Origin of the sequence: Bacillus sp. FJAT-27986 (assembly GCF_001685035.1) — a bacterium.
Classification (GTDB): Bacteria; Bacillota; Bacilli; order Bacillales; family Pradoshiaceae; genus Pradoshia.
On the sequence record NZ_MAYV01000014.1, the window covers coordinates 398,647 to 416,249 of the forward strand.

At 39.7% G+C, this 17,603-nt stretch carries 13 protein-coding genes, 1 other RNA gene and 1 other annotated feature; of the genes, 3 read left to right on the forward strand and 11 right to left on the reverse strand.

What is annotated here, in order from left to right; all coding sequences use genetic code 11:
* The first annotated feature begins 174 nt into the window (after positions 1 to 174).
* Positions 175 to 882 carry a GDSL-type esterase/lipase family protein gene (locus tag A8L44_RS10640; protein WP_175354277.1) on the forward strand — a complete coding sequence of 236 codons (708 nt, stop codon included), beginning with the start codon at positions 175 to 177 and terminating at the stop codon, positions 880 to 882.
* A gap of 13 nt (positions 883 to 895) precedes the next feature.
* Here the strand turns inward: A8L44_RS10640 and A8L44_RS10645 are convergent, their stop codons facing one another.
* The 4 genes from A8L44_RS10645 to cymR all read right to left on the reverse strand — a co-directional run bounded on the left by A8L44_RS10645 (position 896) and on the right by cymR (position 6,412).
* Entirely contained in the window at positions 896 to 3,583 is a 2,688-nt protein-coding gene (locus A8L44_RS10645) for a cation-translocating P-type ATPase (protein WP_066105420.1), read from the reverse strand.
* 89 nt (positions 3,584 to 3,672) lie between these two features.
* Positions 3,673 to 4,785, reverse strand: coding sequence for a tRNA 2-thiouridine(34) synthase MnmA (gene mnmA / locus A8L44_RS10650; RefSeq protein ID WP_373925494.1), 1,113 nt, complete (start codon positions 4,783 to 4,785; stop codon positions 3,673 to 3,675).
* 23 nt (positions 4,786 to 4,808) lie between these two features.
* Positions 4,809 to 5,951, reverse strand: coding sequence for a cysteine desulfurase family protein (locus tag A8L44_RS10655; RefSeq protein WP_066105423.1), 1,143 nt, complete (start codon positions 5,949 to 5,951; stop codon positions 4,809 to 4,811).
* A 38-nt stretch (positions 5,952 to 5,989) separates the two neighbouring features.
* Entirely contained in the window at positions 5,990 to 6,412 is a 423-nt protein-coding gene (gene cymR, locus A8L44_RS10660) for a cysteine metabolism transcriptional regulator CymR (RefSeq protein ID WP_066105425.1), read from the reverse strand.
* A 260-nt stretch (positions 6,413 to 6,672) separates the two neighbouring features.
* On the opposite strand from cymR, the gene A8L44_RS10665 reads away from it, so the two are divergent.
* A complete protein-coding gene (locus A8L44_RS10665) occupies positions 6,673 to 7,959 on the forward strand; it encodes a replication-associated recombination protein A (RefSeq protein WP_066105428.1) in 1,287 nt (428 codons plus the stop codon).
* Positions 7,960 to 8,019: 60 nt separating this feature from the next.
* Here the strand turns inward: A8L44_RS10665 and A8L44_RS10670 are convergent, their stop codons facing one another.
* The 5 genes from A8L44_RS10670 to A8L44_RS18965 form a co-directional block, all read right to left on the reverse strand.
* Entirely contained in the window at positions 8,020 to 8,781 is a 762-nt protein-coding gene (locus tag A8L44_RS10670) for a tRNA threonylcarbamoyladenosine dehydratase (RefSeq protein ID WP_066105431.1), read from the reverse strand.
* 410 nt (positions 8,782 to 9,191) lie between these two features.
* A non-coding RNA gene (ssrS, locus tag A8L44_RS10675) (6S RNA) lies at positions 9,192 to 9,379 on the reverse strand.
* A gap of 31 nt (positions 9,380 to 9,410) precedes the next feature.
* Complete coding sequence (gene aspS / locus A8L44_RS10680; protein WP_066105434.1) at positions 9,411 to 11,195, reverse strand: aspartate--tRNA ligase; 1,785 nt, start codon at positions 11,193 to 11,195, stop codon at positions 9,411 to 9,413.
* 14 nt (positions 11,196 to 11,209) lie between these two features.
* Positions 11,210 to 12,484 (reverse strand): histidine--tRNA ligase, encoded by a 1,275-nt coding sequence (gene hisS / locus A8L44_RS10685; RefSeq protein ID WP_066105436.1) that lies wholly within the window; start codon positions 12,482 to 12,484, stop codon positions 11,210 to 11,212.
* Between the two features lie 99 nt (positions 12,485 to 12,583).
* Positions 12,584 to 12,817: a binding site (T-box leader), on the reverse strand.
* Positions 12,818 to 12,870: 53 nt separating this feature from the next.
* On the reverse strand, positions 12,871 to 13,047 hold the full coding sequence (locus A8L44_RS18965) for a hypothetical protein (protein WP_175354278.1): 177 nt from the start codon (positions 13,045 to 13,047) through the stop codon (positions 12,871 to 12,873).
* A 139-nt stretch (positions 13,048 to 13,186) separates the two neighbouring features.
* On the opposite strand from A8L44_RS18965, the gene A8L44_RS10690 reads away from it, so the two are divergent.
* Entirely contained in the window at positions 13,187 to 14,452 is a 1,266-nt protein-coding gene (locus tag A8L44_RS10690; protein WP_066105440.1) for an N-acetylmuramoyl-L-alanine amidase, read from the forward strand.
* Positions 14,453 to 14,832: 380 nt separating this feature from the next.
* Here A8L44_RS10690 and dtd read toward each other — a convergent pair whose 3' ends face one another.
* Positions 14,833 to 15,276, reverse strand: a complete 444-nt coding sequence (gene dtd / locus A8L44_RS10695; protein WP_066105443.1) for a D-aminoacyl-tRNA deacylase — start codon at positions 15,274 to 15,276, stop codon at positions 14,833 to 14,835.
* 10 nt (positions 15,277 to 15,286) lie between these two features.
* Positions 15,287 to 17,482: a RelA/SpoT family protein gene (locus tag A8L44_RS10700; protein WP_066105445.1), complete on the reverse strand. Its 2,196-nt coding sequence runs from the start codon at positions 17,480 to 17,482 to the stop codon at positions 15,287 to 15,289.
* Positions 17,483 to 17,603 lie beyond the last annotated feature (121 nt).

The following is a 17,603-nucleotide window of genomic DNA, read 5'->3' on the forward strand; positions in this document are numbered from 1 at the left end:
AGACAAGCATCTGGGCAAGCAGCGCGCCATCATTTATAAGTTATAGTAAATCCCACCAGTTTACCTTCCTATTTATGACTAGGTTACTCTCTTAATCATATAGATTAAAATATTACACTTTTTGTTAAAATTCTTTGATTTTAGGGTAGAAGTATATCTATGGGAGTGAGAGATATGAAGAAACTACACTATGCAGCTGGACTTTTACTAATAATCGGACTGATTTATATCGGATATACCTTCTTTTTAGATGAAAAGATAAAAGCCGATCAGGAACATGTCATTATGGCTTTAGGTGATTCCTTAACCTATGGGGTGGGCGATCGCCATGAGGAAGGCTATGTCGGTCAGCTTGAAAAAATTTCAGAAAGCGAATCCTCAAATAAAAATTATAAAATCAATAATTATGGAATTCCGGGTCAGGAGTCAGAGGGAGTTATCAAACAATTAGCGAATCCTACAATAAGTGAGAAAGTGAATGAAGCTGACTATATTATCTTATTTATAGGCACTAATGATTTGCGTACAAGTTTGGGCGGTGATTTTCAAACCATCAATCAAGCCGCTATAAAGAAAGGAAAAAAAGATTATCTTGATAATGTAGATGACATTTTGAAAAGCATTCGCATGGTTGACCATGATGTCCCCTTTATTGTTGTTGGATTATATAATCCATTTCCTAATGACGACCGCCTTGACGAAATTCTAGATGACTGGAATCACGATCTAAAAGAAACGGTCAGTAACTACTCATCTATCACCTTCGTACCAACAGATGATTTGTTTCAGGATAAAACAAAAAAAGACTATTTCAGTGATAGCCTCCATTTAAATGACAAGGGATATCGCCTGATTGCTAATCGAATCAGCGAAGAAATATAGAAGGCTATGGAGCTTAATCCATAGCCTTTCTTTTTTCATAGTATCTTAAGAAGCCCTTAACAATTTCATTTACGACAATGGTTCCAATTGTACAGAAGAAGATTAGGATCCATTCCCTTAAGCCTATCGGTTCAATCTTGAGTAATTTGGCAAAAGGTTCGATATAAACAACTGCCAATTGTAACAAGATGACACCTATGACAGACCAATTTAAATATTTATTGCTAAACACATCTGTTTTCCAGATTGGTTTACGTAAATGTCTGACATTATATACTTGCATGTAGCTAATAAAGGTTAGTGCCATAAAGGCAACCGTTTGTCCGACTCTCAGTTCATGGTCTGTAAGCTGATTAAATTGTAAATCGAATATGGAATCAATTCCAGCAGCCCATTTCAACCCAATTAGGAAGGCTAGGAGAGAAGCTACACCAATCAACAAACCATTTAAAATCAGGAAGATGACTGAATCCCTCGTGAAAATCCCTTCTTTTTTAGGCCTTGGTTTATCCAGCATAACATCCTTATTCTTATCTACACCAAGCGCAAAGGCTGGAATAGAATCACCAACTAAATTCAGCCATAAAATATGGACGGTCAGTAACGGTGTCGGCCAGCCAAGCAAGATGGCAAAAAAGAGCACTAGAACTTCACCAAAGTTACTTGTAACAAGGAAAAGCACAGATTTTCGTATATTAGCAAAAATATTTCTACCCTCTTCAACCGCTTTTATAATCGTGGTGAAATTATCATCCATTAAAACCATATCAGAGGCACCCTTGGCAACATCTGTCCCAGTTTGTCCCATAGCAACCCCAATATCAGCTGTTTTTAAGGAAGGAGCATCATTAACACCATCACCGGTCATTGAAACAATATGCCCATTTTCTTTGAAGGCCTGAACGATTTGGACTTTATGCTCCGGTGATACCCGGGCGAATACACGAGTATCGACTGCTGCTTCCTTCAATTCTTCAGGTGTCATTTGATTCAATTCGGCACCCGTGATAACTTTATCGGATTCCGTTATCCCTAAACGGTGCGCAATCGCAATCGCTGTTTGCGGATGATCACCTGTAATCATCGTTACTTCAATTCCTGAACGATGAGCTCTTTCAATTTGAAGTTTTGCCTCCGGTCGAGGCGGATCCATCAAGCCTACCATTCCAAAAAACGTCAAACCATTCTCTATTTCTTCTTCATTCAGTTCAGAAATCGCTTCGGCCGAAACTCTTTTTCCCGCCAAAGCCATTACACGAAGAGCGCGGTTGGACATCTGCATCACAGCTTGATTAATTTCAGTTATGTATTCCGGCGTCATTTTTACTATTTCGCTATCTAGTTGAATAGTGGTTATTCTCTCTAGCAGGATATCTACTGCACCTTTTGTCAGTACAATGTATCCATCGCCATCTTTATGTATGGTAGTCATCCTTTTTCTCGTTGAATCGAACGGAATTTCGGCTACACGCGGAAATTCTTTATCTAAATCAGACTTTGTGTAACCATTCACATGTGCTGCTTTAACAAAAGCCACTTCTGTCGGGTCGCCGGTTTCTTCCGGTTCATAAGTGGCATCCGAGCATAATGCCAATTGATTAATCAACCTTTGGTCATCCGCAGAATATGGTACATCTTCCTCTATAACTTTTAAATTAACATAACGCTCAACGACACTCATTTTGTTCAAAGTCAGTGTTCCTGTTTTATCTGAACAAATCATGCTAACCGAACCCAAAGTTTCAACTGCCGGAATTCTTCGTATAATTGCCTTTTGCTTAATGAGGCGCCTTACCCCTAGCGTTAAAACAATTATGACCATTGTCGATAAACTCTCAGGTATAGCCGAAACAGCAAGACTTGTGGAAATCATAAACATTTCTCCAGGATTCCGTCCCTGCATTAATCCTACAATGAACATAACGACACAAACGATAATGGCACAATAACTTAATTTTTTCCCAAGCTGATCAAGATTTTTCTGCAAAGGAGTTTTGCTGGATTCAGTGCTGTGAAGCATTTCAGCTATTTTCCCAACCTCTGTATTCAACCCGGTTGCAGCCACAATTCCAATCCCTCGGCCATTTGTAACTTGAGTAGACATGAATGCCATATTAAGATAATCACCAAGTGGCTGATCAGGATTTTCCAAATTCCAATTCTCGTCCTTATCTACTGGAAGGCTCTCCCCCGTTAAAGCAGACTCTTCAATTTTCAAGGAATGGGATTGAATGATACGAATATCAGCCGGTACTGTCCTTCCGGCTTCAAGTAAGACGCAGTCACCAGGTACGAGCAAGGATGCATCTATTTCCCTGACATTTCCTTCTCTTTTTACCAAGGCTTTCGGTGCTGCTAACTTTTTTAGTTCGTCCAATGCATTTTCTGCCTTTTTCTCTTGGACTACACCAATAATGGTGTTGATAATAATCACAAATGTAATAATTAAACCGTCACTCACTTCACCCACTATAAATGAGAATAAAGCGGCAACCATCAATATGTAATTAAGTGTGTTATGTATTTGTAAAGCAATCATTTTTAACAATGAATTTTTTTGCTCCACTCCGAATTCATTTTTTCCATAGTCTTTTAATCTCGCTTCGGCTTCTTTTTCCGTTATCCCCCTTTCTGCATCAGTTTCAAATACTTCTAATACCTCTTTCTTGGAAAGTGAATAATCGTACTTCTTCACATCCATCTTCATCACCTGCATATGTATATTTTACAGAACGTAAATAGCCTGTTTCTCTACGAAACAGACTATCCACATTCAATTGGCTATTTTATTTACCCAACATAATCAAGTTTTAAACCTTTTTTATAAACTTTATCGATGGTACCTCCACCCAAGCAGACTTCACCATCATAAAATACTGCAGCTTGCCCAGGAGTCACCGCTCTGATTGGCTCAGCAAAAATTACTTCTGCCTGATTGTCATCCAATACTTTCACTGTTACCTTATTATCTGCCTGGCGATATCTGAATTTAGCTGTACACTCAAAAGTATCACCTGGTTTCCTTTCGGAAATCCAGTTCATTTTGTCAGCGATAATAGAATCAGAATAGAGGCTGTCATGGTGAAAACCTTGCTCTACTAATAGAACATTATTTTCTAAATCTTTCCCAACCGCAAACCACGGTTCACCGCTTCCGCCAATTCCAAGTCCATGACGCTGTCCCAATGTATAATACATAAGGCCGTCATGCTTACCCTTCAGTTCACCACTCATCGTTCTCATCTCACCAGGTTTAGCCGGCAAATATTGCCCAAGAAATTCCTTAAAGTTACGCTCGCCGATAAAACAAATGCCTGTAGAATCTTTTTTAGTAGCCGTTGGCAGGCCAGCCTCCAAGGCAATTTCTCTAATTTTTGGCTTATCATACTCACCAATCGGGAACATAACCTTGCTTAATTGCTCCTGAGTTAATTGGTTTAGAAAATAAGTTTGATCCTTATTATTATCCAACCCTCTAAGCATTTTATATTCTCCGTCTTGGTAAGCCACACGCGCATAATGGCCTGTGGCCAAATAATCTGCACCTAGATCCATGGCATGCTCAAGAAATGCCTTAAATTTAATTTCTTTATTACACATCACATCGGGATTTGGTGTACGTCCCGCTTTATATTCCTCAAGGAAATAAGAAAACACTTTATCCCAATACTGTTTTTCAAAATTGACTGCATAGTAGGGAATTCCAATATGATTGCAGACACGGATGACATCTTCATAGTCCTCCGTAGCTGTACAAACACCATTTTCATCTGTATCGTCCCAGTTTTTCATGAAAATTCCTACAACGTCATAGCCCTGCTCTTTTAAAAGATAAGCTGCAACAGAAGAATCCACTCCACCGGACATTCCGACAACAACTCTAGTTTCCGCCGGGGATTTCATTATACACTTCACCTCATACCTATTTACTTCACTAATCGATTTATCACATTTACAGCAATCTTCGCTGCTTTTTCTACTTCTTGTTCCGTATTGCCCTGCCCAAAGCTGAAGCGAATTGAATTCTTTGTCCGCTCTGAATCTTTTCCAAACATCGAGACAAGAACATGCGATGGTTCAATCGATCCAGCTGTACAGGCAGAACCGCTTGAAACAGCCACCCCTGCCAAATCCATATTGACTAAGAAAGCCTCAACACTCGTTCCTGGAAAACTAATATTCAATACATGCGGCAGTGAATCATCCAGCTTTCCATTGATGGAATAATTAATACCTGCTTCGTCAAATACATGGAGCATTATTTCTTTAAAGGCTCTATACTGCTTCGCTTTCTCCTCACGTGTGTTAGACATCAGCTCAGCCGCCTTTGCAAAGCCTGCTGCCCCAGGCACGTTTTCAGTTCCTGCCCGGCGTTTTCTTTCCTGCTCACCGCCAAGTAGCAATGGCTTAAATGGTACGCCTTTTCGCGCATATAAGAAGCCAATACCTTTCGGACCATTAATTTTATGTGCAGACACACTTAAGAAATCCACAGCTAACTCATGAACCGATATAGGAATGATTCCGTATGCCTGTACCGCATCTGTGTGGAACAATGCCTGATGGTCAGCCAAAAGCCTGCCAATTTCCTGAATAGGCTGAATAGTGCCCACTTCATTATTTCCGAACATGATTGTCACTAAAACTGTATCATCTCGTAATGCTTCCTGAACAGCACTCACAGTTACCTGTCCTTCTTCATTGACAGGCAAATACGTAACCTCGTATCCCTCTTTTTCAAGAGCCTGGCATGTATGCAATACGGCATGATGTTCAATTTCTGACGTAATAATATGTTTGCCTTTATTCTTCATAGCTTGTACACTGCTATAGATTGCGGCATTATCTGCTTCTGTACCACCGCTCGTGAATATAATTTCATCTATTTGTGCACCAATACTTTCAGCCAGCACTCTTCTTGCATCATCAATTAGCTTTCTCGATTCTCTGCCGAATTGGTGAATGCTTGATGGATTTCCGTAAGTCTTCTTCATAACCTCCGTCATCACATCAATAACTTCTGGATGCATAGGCGTTGTCGCTGCATGATCCATATAAACCCGTTCCATGGCCTATACCTCCTTTGCCTAAACAAAATTACTTTATATTAAATGTAGAACATATATGATTGAGTGGAGTCGTCCTCTTCTTCATAGGATGCCAAGTCTTCCAAAGTTGTATTATCCAAAACATCCTTTACAGCATCTCTGATTTTAATCCACAATTGCCGTTTAACAGGTTCTTCGTCCTCAATGCCTTCAACCGGTGTAATTGGGCCTTCAAGCACCTTGATCACATCACCTGCTGTAATTTCATGTGGATCTTTCGTTAGTTTATAGCCGCCATAGGCACCCCTTACACTTTTAACAAGTCCTGCATTACGCAAGGGGGTAACCAATTGTTCCAAATAGTGTTCGGACAAATTATTTGATTGTGCTATCGATTTTAGGGAAGTAGGACCTTCTCCATGTTTCTTAGCTAAATCAATCATAATGGTAAGTCCGTATCTTCCTTTGGTAGATATTTTCATTACTTAGCACCTCAGCCTTACATTTAGTCTACAAAAGTATACCATACATTAAATCATTGCCTATTTTCAATGACTCAGTACAATTCTTCTTAATTTTTTATTTTCTATTTAATCATAGTAAAAAAAACCAGTTTCGACTACAGGAAATCTCATGAAAGGATAAAATTCGCAGCTCTTACGCAAAAACGAAAATATAGGAATGTGAAGCGTTTATCGATATAATGAAAGCATCCTGAAGCTTATTTGTGGAGGTTAGTTAGTTGAATACTGAACCACTCGCATTTCGAATGCGACCTAAGAACTTAGATGAAATTATTGGCCAGAACGAAATCATCGGCAAACAAACCAGTTTATATAAAATGATTAAAAACGGGCATGTCCCTTCTATGTTATTATATGGTGAACCTGGCATTGGAAAAACATCCATTGCTTATGCAATTGCGGGAACCACCAAAATACCGTTCATTGCTTTAAATGCAACTACAGCCGGGAAGAAGGATATCGAAGCAGTTGTTGATGAAACACGTCTGACCGGGCAGGTTATCCTCTTTCTTGATGAGATTCACCGATTCAATAAAGCTCAGCAGGATTATCTTCTGCCACATGTAGAACGAGGCGATATCATTTTAATCGGTGCCACAACGGAAAACCCATTCCATGATGTCAATCCAGCTATTCGGAGCCGCTGCGGCCAAATCAAGCAGCTTACCCGCTTATCTGTCGAAGAAACCATCACACTGCTCCAAAGAGCCCTTTCTGATGAAAAAAATGGTCTGGGAAAAATGGATATCCAAATCACCGAGGAACAAATAAAAAAAATTGCCCTTCACTCAAATGGAGATGCAAGAAAATCATTAACGCTGCTGGAATCAGCAGTTTTCTCATCAACCAGGGATGAGGATACGTATATCATAGAAGATGAAGTCATTGACGATTTAGGCGGGAATGTAGGAGTTTATGGAGATAAAAAAGGCTCAAACTTCTATAACCTGTTATCCGCCCTGCAAAAAAGCATAAGAGGAAGCGACGTTCATGCTTCTTTATATTATTTAGCTCACCTTCTTGAGGTTGGTGATCTGGTTGCAGTCAATCGGAGACTTTTAGTGATTGCTTATGAAGATATCGGACTGGCAAATCCCTCCGTCGGAAATAATGTGTTGGCAGCTGTTACCGCCAGTGAACGTCTCGGTCTTCCCGAGGCGCGCATCCCGCTTTCAGTGGCTGTTGTGGAAATGTGTCTATCCTCCAAATCAAATTCTGCTTATAAGGCATTGGATCAAGCCATTTCGGATATTCGAAGCGGCAAAGTCGGGGATATCCCTAAGCATTTACGTGATGCCCATTATTCAGGCTCAAAAGACCTCGGGCATGTTGGTTATAAATACCCGCATGACTACCCTATCGGCACTTTCGGTGGCTGGGTCAAACAAGATTATCTCCCAGGCAACTTAAAGGGAACAAAATACTATGATCCGATTGAATCCGGCGAGGAGAAACGATTAGCTGCTATATATGAAAGACTGGAACAGTTTAAAAATAAGCAGTAAAAAAGATTGGCTTCTATTAGCCAATCTTTTTTACATGCAGGTAACAATTCACCCATAACGTTAATCATTCACTCGTTTGATTTTAATTTCCTTCAATGCTTCTCTTACTACCCAGCTTGCTGCAATCAATCCTGCCGTAGATGGTACAAACGCATTAGATGAAGGCGGGAATTTAGCCTTACGAATATCTGCATCCTGGTTGCCCACCACTTTTGTCACTTCATCAAAAGGCACAATTGGGCTCTCATCGGAGAAAATGACTGGAATCCCTTTTCGAATGCCTTCTTTCTTTAATTTTGTACGGATCACTTTAGCTAATGGATCTGTATGTGTTTTAGATATATCCGCGATTTGAAAGCGGGTTGGATCCATCTTATTGGCTGCGCCCATGCTTGAGATGATAGGAATATTCCTTATCAAACATTCTTTCATCAAGTGAATTTTGTAAATAATCGTATCGGAGGCATCGATTACATAATCCGGTTTATAGGCGAAGAAATCCTGATATGTTTCCTCTGTATAGAACATTTTTAAAGCAATTACTTCGCAATCTGGATTGATGTCAAAAATACGCTTTTTCATAGCATCTACTTTTTGCTCTCCAACAGTGGATAATAACGCATGAATTTGTCTATTCACATTTGTTATATCTATATCGTCCTTATCTACCAAGATTAACGTGCCCACCCCGGATCGCGCTAAAGCTTCCACGGCAAAAGAACCCACTCCGCCAATACCTAGAATCGCCACAGTTGTATTTTTTAATATTTCCAAGCCATCTTTCCCGACAGCCAATTCATTACGTGAGAATTGATGCAACATGAATAGCTCCACTCCAATTTCATTTTGTTAGTAAATGTAATTACCTATTTTTATTTTCCTAAACATTTCTGTTCATCTATACGCGCTTAACTCTTTGATTGTATTTTAAACGAAAGCATTTATCGATGTAAAATACAGTTTCAGCTGATTCAGCAGCAGGCCACGATTATCTACCAATCCCTTTACTTGCTATTCTTTCGCTTAGACAATTGAGATAAACCATTGATTAACAGCCACTGCAGTATTGTATCGTTCTAAAATTATGTACCTTTTCTTCATTAGCTGTTCCGTCGTTTCGATTTATGATACCATACTTTCCTACTAGGAATGAAAGGATATATTTTTCATCGATAAAAATAAAAAACTCATTGCAGCAGCTGCAATGAGTTATAACAATTCTTCATAAGTATAGACGCCCCAAATTGTGCCGTTTGATGCCTAGTGCTTTGGCCCGCCCTCGGCAGGTGGGTGTCCTGTTCCACTTTGTTGCAAGTCCTTCACGAAAAAGGCATTTGCGCAAGCGGTAAACTCCGGACTCCCGTTAAAAGAAATGTTCGGTCAAAACAAAAAGGATGCATAACGTACACTTCAGGACGTCTATTAATTGATTTAATCATATCAAAAGCAGGTTACTTTTTCAAGCCCGATTCCATTTTTGAGACCTTTAGACTAAGCTCTTTAAGCTGGCTTTCAGATACTTCACTCGGTGCATCTGTCAACAGGCAGCTCGCGCTTGCAGTCTTAGGAAATGCAATCGTATCACGTAAGTTTGAACGGCCGGAAAGTAACATGACTAAACGATCCAATCCCAAGGCAATTCCACCATGTGGTGGAGTACCATATTCAAAGGCTTCCATTAAGAAACCAAATTGCTCGTTAGCCTCTTCTGGTGTGAATCCGAGGACCTCAAACATTTTTTCCTGAATAGCACGTTCAAAGATACGTAAGCTTCCTCCACCCAATTCATAACCATTTAACACAAGGTCGTAAGCAATTGCTTTTACTTCACCAGGGTTTTCGTCAAGCAAAGAAATTTGTTCTCTAACAGGCATTGTGAATGGGTGATGAGCTGCATAATATCTTCCATCTTCTTCTTTATATTCAAGAAGCGGCCAGTCAGTTACCCATAAGAAATTAAATTTACTTTCATCAATTAGGTTTAATTCTTTTCCTAATTTATTTCGTAAATTACCCAATGCGTCTGCGACTACGGATTTCTTATCAGCAACAAAGAGCAGCAAGTCTCCAGCTTCAGCACCAGTAACCTCGATTAAACCTTTTCCGTCTTCATCCTGGAAGAATTTTGCGATTGGTCCTTTTAGACCTTCTTCCTCCATCTTCATCCATGCAAGCCCTTTTGCACCGTAGCGGGCAGCAAATTCACCCAATGCATCAATATCTTTTCTGGAGTAATTAGAAGCAGCACCTTTTACATTCAATGCCTTAACCTGTCCGCCGGATTCCACTGCACCTGTGAAGACTTTAAAGCCTGAATCTTTAACGATATTGCTAATGTCAATTAATTCCATCGCAAAACGAGTATCAGGTTTATCAATACCATATCGGCTCATCGCTTCATCATACGTCATTCTCGGTAGTGGTAAAGAAAGCTCGATTCCTTTGACTTCCTTCATCACTTTAGCCATCATGCGTTCAGTCAAATCCTGAATATCCTCTTGGCTCATAAAGCTAGTTTCAATATCGATTTGTGTAAACTCAGGCTGACGGTCTGCACGTAAGTCCTCATCACGGAAACAACGTGCCACTTGATAATAGCGTTCAATTCCAGAAACCATCAATAATTGCTTGAAGATTTGAGGCGATTGCGGCAATGCATAAAATTCACCTTCATGCACACGGCTTGGTACTAAGTAATCACGCGCGCCTTCTGGAGTGCTCTTAGTTAAAATAGGTGTTTCAATATCAAGGAAGCCTTCTCCGTCTAAGAAGTCACGGATTGCTTTAGTCGCTTTATGTCTCATTTTAAACGTTTCGAACATAACCGGACGACGAAGATCTAAATATCGGTAAGATAAACGAAGGTCCTCAGATACTTCTTCGTTATCTGTAATCGCAAATGGAGGTGTTTTGGATTCATTGATAATGATTACCTCTTCTGCCTGAACTTCAATACTACCTGTTTTAAGGTTTTTGTTTATCGTTCCCTCTTCACGCGCTACCACTTTTCCCCGTACGCTTAATACATATTCACTTCTGATTTTTTCAGCTAGACCTAGGGCTTCAGGTGATAAATCTGGGTTAAATACAACTTGGACAATGCCTGTACGGTCTCTTAAATCGATAAAAATTAACCCGCCAAGGTCACGTCTTTTTTGGACCCACCCTTTGACAGTGATTTCTTCTCCGATTGCTGTTACCGGTACTTCTCCGCAAAAATATGTTCTTCCGTACACTGTAATTCCTCCTATTATCTTCCCAGTTTAGTTTTTAATTCTGTTACTAACTCAGCGAGCCCCACTTGCTGTTGCTCACCGGTTTGCATATCTTTTAAAGAAATTTTATTTTCTTTCAGCTCATCTTCTCCAAGTACAGCCACGAATTTGGCATTTACACGATCCGCCGCCTTAAATTGGCCTTTTGCTTTGCGATCGGAATAATCCTTTTCAGCTGAAATTCCGTTGCTGCGCAACTCATCTACCAGTTTCACAGAGTAATCCTTTGCTTCGTCGCCAAGTGAAACAATAAAACAATCTACACTTTTTTCAATCGGAAGCTCAATATTTTCGACTTCAAGTGCAGATAGCAATCTTTCAATACTTAAAGCAAATCCAATCCCAGGGGTTTCAGGACCGCCCACCTCTTGAACAAGTCCGTTATAACGGCCGCCTCCACAAAGAGTAGTAATTGCCCCAAATCCTTCAGAATCGAGCATGATTTCAAAAGCTGTATGATTGTAATAATCAAGTCCGCGAACCAAGCCTGGATCCACAACATAAGCAATTCCGATCGCATCCAAGTACGCTTTTACTTTGTTAAAATACTCGGTAGACTCTTCATTTAAGTAATCGATAATGGACGGTGCGCCAGACATTAATTCATGATTACGGTCCTCTTTGCAATCTAGTATTCGTAATGGGTTACGTTCTAAGCGATTTTTACAATTTGGACAGAATTCCTCAATCCGGGGCTTAAAGTGCGCAATCAAAGCTTCTCTGTGTTTTGCACGGCTTTCCTTGTCTCCAAGACTGTTGATCACTAGCTTCAGATTCTTTAACCCTAACTTTTTATATATATTCATGGCTAATGAAATTACTTCTGCATCAATTGCCGGATCGGAACTCCCTAAAGCTTCCACACCAAACTGTACAAATTGTCTGAAACGCCCTGCCTGTGGACGCTCGTATCGGAACATAGGCCCAATATAGAACAACTTAACAGGTTGAATAGCATTCCCATACATTTTATTTCCCACAAAGGAACGAACTACCGCTGCCGTACCTTCCGGACGCAAAGTTAAACTGCGGTTTCCCTTATCCGTAAATGTATACATTTCTTTTTGTACAATGTCTGTTGTATCTCCCACACCTTTTTCAAATAACTCGGTACTTTCAAAAATTGGTGTACGTATTTCTTGATACTGATACACTGAGCAAATTTCTTTTGCTACGTTTTCGATATACTGCCACTTTTCTGATTGACCAGGAAGGATATCCTGGGTTCCCCTTGGTATTTGAACGGCCATATCAAAATTCCTCCTTAAAATGCAATCTATAACCATTTCCAATTGGCATGGCTTGGTAATTTTAGGTAAAATAAAAACAACTCCCAGTCCCATGCATATGCAAGGGACGGGAGTTGTTACCCGCGGTGCCACCCTAGTTGGAGCATAAAAAGCTCCCACTTTTACAGTTAACGCCTGTTTAACGTTCATCCCCTACTAGAAACTAACGTTTTTTCAGGGCGAAACCTACGGTGTGTTCGTTCATATGGGCACATGCAGAAGTGTTTGCAGCCTAAGACACTTCTTCTCTGATCATGTGTGATCTATATTACTCTTCACCATCATTGGAATATAATATGTATTTTTATTTAATTAATATTACGAAGTAACTTCCTAGTTGTCAACCCTTAAGAACGTCCAAGTTTCTTTTTTAGTTGTTTCACGTCTCTGACGGACAGGCCAAATTCCGAAGCAAGCTCCACCATGGAATTATTCTGTTCTTTAACCAAAAAATCATGAAAATCCACTCCGAATATTTGTTTACCGGCATTTTGTGTGATTAATCCCTTTTCACTGTATCTCATATCATGAACACCCCTTATTTATTTAAACTACAGATTGTCTTAATCAGTATTCCCGACTGTGTAAAGTATCTTTCATAAAAAATATTTTTTCTTTAACAAACGCCTGGCCCTGATTTTTAAAGAAGGAGCGATTATTATCTTGCTAAAAAAAATTTTGGTTTTTCTATGTGTAACCCTACTGCTTGCGCCGATGAAAAATTCTATACCAACCGCACATGCAACGATCGATAAAATTGTGGTTAATGAGCCATCTATTTATGTCCGGGAGGAGGCAAATATAAAGGCATCCATCATCGATGAAATCCAGGCGGGGAGTGTTTATGATGTCCTGGAAATAGATGAAGATTGGATTAAACTAAAGCTCAGTGACAAAAAAACAGGATGGGTAGCCAGCTGGCTCGTTACAGGCTATAAAGAAGCGGATCTTACCTCCGATTCCGGTATTGTTACTGCAGACGGTCTACGTGTTCGAAAAGGCCCAGGCACAGAGTTTAAGGTACTCGGCAATCTTCCTATCGGAACAGTAATTCACATAATAGAGAAACAGGATAGCTGGATTTCTTTCACCTATGAGGACCATATAGGCTGGATCCACAGCAACTACATACATCAACATCAATTACAAAAATCCTTAAAGAAAATCCGTATAACAGCTTCCGTACTAAATGTACAAGCATCAGATAAGCCAGATGCTTCAATCATTGGAACAATAAAAAAAGATGAGGAATATACCGTTCTCAAAAAAATTAGAAACATGCTTAAAATTGAACTTCCATCTAAAAAAGAAGGATGGATCCCAAGTTGGTATACAAAATCAGAGAGTGAACGGAATTCAAGTCTTCAAAGGAATGAGTCATTAATGGGGAAAACGATTATCCTTGATGCCGGACATGGAGGCACTGACGGCGGAGCATCCGGACCAGCTGGCACTTTAGAAAAAAGTCTAACGCTTCAGACCGTTAAACTGGCATACGAGAAGTTACGAACAGCCGGAGCGAACGTGGTCATGACTCGTTCCAGCGATCGGTATGTAGCGTTACATGCAAGGGCCAATCTTGCAAATATGAATAGAGCCGATGCCTTTATCAGTTTCCATTATGATAGTAATCAGAATGGAGATAAAAGTGGTATTAAAACATATTATTATCATTCCTATCAAAAGCAACTAGCCTTAACTATTCAAAAATATTTATTGCAAAACGAGACACCGTTAAATGACCAGGGAGTAAAGCAGGACAACCTGCACGTTTTACGAGAAAATCTTCGACCGGCTGTTTTATTGGAATTAGGCTATATAAATAATCCTGCTGAGGAAGCTCTTATCCAAACAGAATACTATCAGGAGACCATCACAGATGGTCTTGCAAATGGATTAGCTGCCTACTTTTCTGATTTAGAAATTTAGCGTCCCGAAAAGCTATGATTTATGAAACACGTTGTAAAGATCAACAGATTTATTCTTAATAACTTGGATCCTCCCTTTATGCTTTTAATTGATAGCATAAAGGGAGTTTTTATGGATAATTCTTTGGGTGGAGAATGTAAATTACTTAGAGGTATTGGCTGGTTGAATTATTGGTGTGTTTGGCTGGATTATCGCTCAGTTCGGCCTGTTTTTCTCTGTATCGGCTAAATCGCTCAGTTTAGCTGATTTCAATCCTGAAATATAAATTCAGCTAGATCACTAATTATTGATTTACAAAAAAAAACACCTCCATATGTCTGAAATAACTCAGATATATGGAGGTGTACGGTTTTAAAGAAAGCTACTGCGCTGCTTAACTTTTAGTTTTTGCTTTCGAGAATAAGCGTCACAGGTCCGTCGTTAATGAGCTCGACATCCATCATCGCCCCGAATCTGCCTGTTTCCACTTTCAACCCTTTTTCTCTCAGCATTTCATTAAACATATCATACAATTTTTCAGCTTCATCGGGCTTGGCTGCTGCCATAAAGTTTGGGCGCCTTCCCTTGCGGCAATCACCATATAAGGTAAATTGGGAAATCGATAAAATTTCACCGCCCACATCAAGCAAGGAATGGTTCATCTTCATATTCTCGTCTTCAAATATGCGCAGATGAACGATTTTATCAGCAAGGTAACGGCAATCCTCTTCCGTATCCTCATGAGTAATTCCAACTAATAACACAAACCCGGAGGTAATGGCGCCGATTGTTTCACCATCGACACGCACTGATGCTGCCTTTGAACGTTGCAATACCACTTTCATTTTTTTACCCCTAACTCATAATTCTTCTGACAGAATAAATATCGGAAATTTGCTTAATCCGTTCAACTACTTTATGCAAATGACTTACATTATAAATTGATATAGACATGGTAATTGTCGCACTTTTGTTCCTGTCTGTACGACCTGATACAGCCGTGATATTGGTCTTCGTTTCACTAACAGCTTGAAGCACTTCATTTAACAAGCCGTTCCGGTCAAATCCATTTATTTCGATATCAACATTGTATTCTTTTCGAACGCTCTGACTGCTTTCCCATTCTACCGGGATAATCCGTTCTTTACTTTCTTCATCCAATACATTGACACAGTCTGCCCGATGGACCGAAACACCGCGTCCTTTTGTAATGTACCCAACTATTTCATCACCAGGAACAGGATTACAGCAGCGTGATAATCTGATTAACATATTGTCAATCCCTTTTACACGGACCCCGGAATCCTTCTTCTTCGTTTTCGGAATCATACGCAACTCAGAGACTGCATCAAGCAAGCTTACTTCCTGATCTTTTTCTCTCTTTTTACGAAGCTTATCTGTTAACCTTGTCGCAATTTGAGCAGCTGTTATTCCGTTGTAGCCCACTGCTGCATACATATCATCTTCATTGGCAAAATTGAATTTTTCAGCGACTTTCCTCAGGTTCTCAGTAGTACAAACTTCTTTCACATCATATTCCATTGCCTTGACTTCTTTATCAACTAATTCTTTGCCTTTTTCTATATTTTCTTCTCTGCGTTGCTTTTTAAAGAATTGTCGTATTTTATTTCGCGCTTGTGAAGTTTTTGCCAGCTTCAGCCAATCCTGACTTGGGCCATAGGAATGTTTAGATGTTAATATTTCAATAATATCGCCGGTTTTCAGCACATAATCAAGCGTAACCATTTTGCCGTTTACTTTAGCGCCAATCGTTTTATTGCCGATTTCTGAGTGGACGCGGTAGGCAAAATCAATCGGTACAGATCCTTTTGGCAGCTCATACACATCACCTTTTGGTGAAAAAACAAATACCATATCCGCAAATAAATCCAGTTTGAGAGATTCCATAAATTCCTCTGCATTGGTAGAGGCATCCTGGAATTCAACAATCTCTCTGAACCAATCCAGCTTTTTATCCATTCGTTGTGTCGATGTTAGATCTTTGCCTTCTTTATAAGCCCAGTGTGCCGCAATCCCGAATTCAGCTGTTCGGTGCATTTCTGTCGTACGAATCTGTACTTCCAAAGGTTCACCCTTTGGACCAATAATGGTCGTATGAAGAGATTGATACATATTTGCTTTCGGCATAGCTATATAATCCTTGAAACGACCAGGCATTGGCTTCCAGCATGTATGAATGATACCAAGAACTGCATAGCAATCTTTAATACTATTTACAATAATACGGACTGCCGTTAAATCATAAATCTCTTCAAACTGTTTATTTTGAAGAGCCATTTTCCGATAGATACTGTATATATGCTTTGGTCGTCCAAATATATCAGCCTGAATAGAAACTTCCTTCAGCTTTTCCTTCATTCGGTCGGTGACATCTGATAGATACTCTTCTCGCTCCGCCCTCTTCTTTTTCATCAAATTTACAATTCGATAATATTGCTGAGGATTTAAATAGCGGAGAGCTGTATCTTCAAGTTCCCATTTAATCGTTGAAATACCGAGTCTATGCGCAAGCGGTGCAAATATTTCGAGCGTTTCATTCGCAATCCTACGCTGTTTTTCAACAGGTAAATGCTTCAGAGTACGCATATTATGCAGCCTGTCAGCTAATTTAATCATGATTACACGAATATCCTTAGCCATTGCGATAAACATTTTACGGTGATTCTCAGCTTGCTGCTCTTCCTTTGACTTATATTTAATTTTTCCCAGCTTTGTTACACCGTCAACCAAAAGGGCTACTTCTTCGTTAAAGGTTTCCTTAATGTCTTCCAGTGTTACGGAAGTATCTTCTACAACGTCATGCAAAAATCCGCCCGCTACTGTAAATGTATCCATCTCTAAGCCCGCCAGGATGGCAGCAACTTGAATTGGATGGATAATATACGGCTCACCGGATTTACGATATTGCTCCTTGTGAGCTTCTTTGGCGAATTCATACGCTTTTTCTAAGAATGCCACATCTTTATCATTCATATAGTTTCTTGCTTTATCAAAGACCTGCTCAGCGGTATAAATTTGCTCATTTGCCATGAAATCACCTTTTACTCCGTATTTCCACGTTTTTTGCTTATCGTTATCTATGTTAAACCATATAGGTTAATCGTTAAAAAGAGGATTGTTTCTATTATCATCAAAAAAAGTTTTCTTGTAA

Bases quoted from the DNA above. Each gene is read 5' to 3' on its own strand.
- cymR (WP_066105425.1), bottom strand. From the start codon at position 6,412: ATGAAAATATCTACCAAAGGAAGATACGGACTTACCATTATGATTGAT.
- A8L44_RS18965 (WP_175354278.1), bottom strand. From the start codon at position 13,047: ATGAGATACAGTGAAAAGGGATTAATCACACAAAATGCCGGTAAACAA.
- A8L44_RS10670 (WP_066105431.1), bottom strand. From the start codon at position 8,781: ATGTTGCATCAATTCTCACGTAATGAATTGGCTGTCGGGAAAGATGGC.
- A8L44_RS10700 (WP_066105445.1), bottom strand. From the start codon at position 17,482: ATGGCAAATGAGCAAATTTATACCGCTGAGCAGGTCTTTGATAAAGCA.
- A8L44_RS10640 (WP_175354277.1), top strand. From the start codon at position 175: ATGAAGAAACTACACTATGCAGCTGGACTTTTACTAATAATCGGACTG.
- A8L44_RS10645 (WP_066105420.1), bottom strand. From the start codon at position 3,583: ATGGATGTGAAGAAGTACGATTATTCACTTTCCAAGAAAGAGGTATTA.
- dtd (WP_066105443.1), bottom strand. From the start codon at position 15,276: ATGAAAGTGGTATTGCAACGTTCAAAGGCAGCATCAGTGCGTGTCGAT.
- hisS (WP_066105436.1), bottom strand. From the start codon at position 12,484: ATGGCCGTTCAAATACCAAGGGGAACCCAGGATATCCTTCCTGGTCAA.
- A8L44_RS10655 (WP_066105423.1), bottom strand. From the start codon at position 5,951: ATGGAACGGGTTTATATGGATCATGCAGCGACAACGCCTATGCATCCA.
- mnmA (WP_373925494.1), bottom strand. From the start codon at position 4,785: ATGAAATCCCCGGCGGAAACTAGAGTTGTTGTCGGAATGTCCGGTGGA.